This is a genomic window from Anoxybacillus sp. UARK-01, from assembly GCF_002075365.1.
Taxonomy (GTDB): domain Bacteria; phylum Bacillota; class Bacilli; order Bacillales; family Anoxybacillaceae; genus Anoxybacteroides; species Anoxybacteroides rupiense.
Window position 1 is genome coordinate 1 of record NZ_NASY01000061.1, and the last position, 4,461, is coordinate 4,461.

3 protein-coding genes are annotated in these 4,461 nt (G+C 30.7%); all 3 read left to right on the top strand.

The genetic code is table 11. The features are described from left to right. On the top strand, positions 1-923 hold a 923-nt coding region (locus B6A27_RS18260), incomplete at its 5' end, for a condensation domain-containing protein (RefSeq protein WP_236631875.1). 61 nt (positions 924-984) lie between these two features. Continuing rightward, positions 985-3,585, top strand: coding sequence for a condensation domain-containing protein (locus B6A27_RS18265; RefSeq protein ID WP_080862881.1), 2,601 nt, complete (start codon positions 985-987; stop codon positions 3,583-3,585). Positions 3,586-3,639: 54 nt separating this feature from the next. Then, a complete protein-coding gene (locus tag B6A27_RS18270; RefSeq protein WP_080862882.1) occupies positions 3,640-4,425 on the top strand; it encodes a M20/M25/M40 family metallo-hydrolase in 786 nt (261 codons plus the stop codon). Positions 4,426-4,461: the final 36 nt, after the last annotated feature.

The window sequence follows — 4,461 nt, forward strand, 5'->3', positions numbered from 1 at the left end:
CTCTATATCAAACAATATCTAATAAATCAACTTTATCTCTTGAAGAAATTAAAATGCAATATAGTGAGTTCGCTATCGAGCAAAGAAAAAGAATGTCCGAAAAGGAAATAGAAAAATATATAAATTTTTGGAAAGAAAAGTTATCTGGAGCACCGGAGTTACTTGTACTCCCTTCAAAGAAAAGACGTCCAAAGGTACAATCTTTTGAAGGAAGTACCTATGCATTTAATATACCTACTCAGTTAATAAATAAGCTAACTAATTTAAGTAACAAAGAAGGAACTACACTATATATGACTTTATTAGCTGGGTGGAAAACTTTACTTTACAGGTACTCTGGACAAGAAGATATAGTAATTGGAATGCCTGTCGCAGGAAGGAAAGTCGCAACCGAAGGTATAATAGGAAACTTTGTAAACTCTGTTGCCGTACGGAGTCGATTATCTGAAAACATGTCATTTAAGGAATTATTAAAAAATATTAGAAGAGAGGTATCAGATTCCATTAATTATAGTGACTTACCTTTTAATTTGGTTGTCGATAAACTTAACATCACTAGAAGCTTAAGTTATACTCCAGTGTTTCAGGTAATGTTTGATTATCATCATAATAGTATGATTAAGGAACTTATAATACCAGATCTTTCAGTAACTCCTCTAAAGGAATACATCGATAAAGTTAAGTGTGATTTAGAAATGGTAATCATGAATGGTAGAGAAAAAACAGAAGGATTATTAATTTTTAATACAGATATTTTTGAAGAAGATGATATGAAAATATTGGTGAGTTTATATCTAAAGCTTTTAAAGTATGTGGTAGATAATCCTTCTATAAAACTTATCGATATTCCTCTGACCGAGAGTCAAAATTTAATTGTTGTTAATTCAGATAATTCTGATTACAACGATAATTTCAATTTTTGATTTTTTCTCCAAACTTTGAAAGAAGAATTACCTTGACTTATTTGAAGGGAGATAAATAGATATGGTTTTAATATTTGATAAAAATCTGATAAATGCTAAAAATTATTGGATAGAAAAGCTCACAGGTAAGACGGTTAAGTCCGGCTTACCTGTGAGAATTGGTGATAATACTGATGAAGGGTTTGTACCAAATGAAATAGAGTTCACTTTAAAAGATTCTTTAGTTGAGAAAATAAATGACTTAAGTGGGGGCTCTTCATTTCTTAAGTATGTAATTGTAATGACTGCAGTTAAAATTTGTTTGTTTAAATATAATAATACTGAATTTGTTACAGTTGGAAGTCCCTCAAGAAAAGGGAAAACTTCAAACTCACAAGGAAATGTATTGGTGATAATGGACAGAATAACTAACCAAATGACTTGTAAAGAATTAATGGTAAATGTCAGACAATCATTATTGGATGCATACGGTAATCAACAATATCCATTCAATTTACTTATTAATGAATTAAATATTGAGTATTCTAAATATGATAATCCTTTATACAGTGTATTAATGAGTATGAATAATATACATCTCGACCTGCCGGATTTCGCTAGTAAAAACCTTACTATACAATTAGATGATTCAGATGTCTTTACCGGCGTTGTAGAATATAATTCTTTAATGTTTTCTAGGGACATTATTACACAATTTGTAAATCACATTAATTTGATGCTAGAGCAAATGTTATCAAATATTAATAGTGTAATTAATGAACTTCCAGAAATTAGTTTTAATATAAACTATGATAATCAAGAAAAAGCAGAAGAAAGAGTAGATTTACAATATATTCAAAATGCAATTAAAGAAAGCCCTTTAATCCAAGATGCGATAATACAATTAAATAAAGGGGGGGGAATAGTCGCTTACTTATTAAGTAAACCGAATCAAGTCAGATCTAATCATTTGTTGAAAAGCTATTTGTTGAAAAGGTTACCTGAGGAAATGATACCAGTAGAGTTCATATGGATTGATGATGAAATTGATCTATTAAATAGCGATTTTCTAAATGAAGTAACACAGACTGATTCGAAAAAAAATAAAATTCCCCCAAGAAATGAAATTGAAGAAAAAATCTCAAAAATTTGGTCCAGTGTACTTTATATAGAAAATATTGGAGTATTTGATAACTTTTTTGAAATTGGTGGAGATTCCATTTTATCTATTCAAACGTATTCTGAAATGAAAAAAGCAGGTTTTACTCTAAGTCCTAAAGATATTATTTCACATCCAACAATAGCAGAGTTATCTCAAATTGTAAAAGAGGGGGTTAACTTAAATACAGAACAAGAAAAGAAATCTGGAATTGCTCCATTAACTCCACCACAACTAAGATTTTTCGAAAAAGAATTGCATAATTATCACCATTTTAACAATTCATGGATATTTAAAGTGAATATTAAGTTAAACCCTAATATTGTTGAGAAAACACTAAAATTTATATCCAATCATCATGATGCTCTTCGTTTGTTCTTTAAAAAAACTTCAGATGGATGGAAACAACATTTTTCTGATACCGAACATACGATAGCCTTTAGCTATTATGATTGGTCAGATGTTGATATTAAACATCAAAAGAAAAAAATAGAAGATTTAGCTAATTATCATCAAACTTTACTTGATATAAACAATGGTCCGTTATTAAGGGTTGTCCTAATTTCGCTAGGTGGAAATGTTCCGGATCGCTTATTAATAATTAGCCATAGGCTTATCTCAGACACAATTACAATGAAAATATTTGCGGAGGACTTTCAATTAGTATACTCCCAACTTTTGAATGGTAAAAATCCAAGCTTTCCTGAAAAAACAACCTCTTATTATGACTGGACGAATAAATTAATTGAATATGCAAACACAGATATAGATATAAGTGAAAAAAAATACTGGCAAAGTGATATCTTCAATAAGCCTTTTTACATACCTATAGACTTTGAAGAAGGCGAGAATACTGAATTAAATACGGAGTTACTTTTTGCTAGTTTAAATCAAAAAGATACAGAATCTTTGCTTTCTAAAGTCCATAGAGATTTAAGAGTAGATATGCGAGTTGTATCCTTTACAGCTTTATTAATGACGATCAATAAATGGACAGGGAACAAACATATTTTAGTTGAAACGGGTTCCCACGGAAGAGAAGTAATTTCAAACAATATAGACCTTTCAAGAACAGCAGGCTGGTTCACAACCAATTATCCTGTTTATTTAGAACTATACGATCAAGATAAAGATATCATTCAAACTATCCAAAGTGTAAAAAATCAGTTATCAAATATTCCTAATAATGGATTTAACTACGGATTATTAAGATATCTTCATGATGATCAAGATATTAAACAGAAATTATCAAAGTTTCCAAAGCCTATAATTGGTTTTGATTACCAAGGGCATGTAGATAGTGGGCTAAATAGGGATTTACTACTCACACCATCAGATGAATCTGTTGGTAATGAAAGAGACCCAAGAAACAAACGAAATGTAGAGTTTGATATTAGTAGCTGGGTATCAAATAAGAAATACATTGTAAGATGGTCGTATAGTAATAAAAGATATAAGAAATCTACAGTAGAACAACTCATTAAGTATTATATAGATACTTTGAAAGAAATTATTGATTCATGAACCTAGAAGCTTTGATCATATGATTTTTCTAATTGAGATGGGAAGGGGAATAAATTGAAGAAAGCCTTTTTACAGATTAACATTTCCAAAACTAAATCTGTGTTTATACTTTTATACATTGCTTTTCTTATATCTATAACTATATTTTTGGAGATGCCTCCAAATCCAAAAGATAATGAAACTGCTATTGATAGCTTTTCTGCAGAGAGAGCTTTTCAACATATAAGGCACATAGCAAAACACCCCCATCCTACAGGATCGTATGAAAACTATTTAGTAAGGGAATACATTTTACAAGAATTAGAAAAACTTGAGCTGTATACAATAGTTGATACTTTTAGTGGGGATTTATCAACAAAATATTTTAATGGAGACATTGAGTTGAATAACATTATCGGTATCTTAAAGGGAACTGAAGATGGAAAAGCGCTTATGCTATCTGCCCATTATGATTCAGTCCCTAATGGACCAGGTGCAAATGATAACGGGGCTAGTGTAGCTGCTCTTCTTGAAACTGCAAGAGCGCTAAAAAACAGTGATAAATTAAAGAACGATGTATGGTTCGTTTTTACTGATGGCGAGGAACTTGGACTACTTGGTGCTGAAATATTTTGGAAAAAAGATAGCTATAGAAATGCGATTGGTTTAGTGGTTAATTTTGAAAGTAGAGGCTCAAAAGGGCCTTCTATGATGTATCAAACAAGCGACCATAATGGGACTCTTATTCAAGAATTTTCAAAAGTTGCCCCTAAACCATTAGCTAATTCTTTTATGGGTGACATTTATAAGAAAATGCCTAATGATACAGATSGTGTTATGTCAAGAAAACGGACACGTTAAACAGAGAGAAATAGCTGAACTTAGGCAGCTACTTTT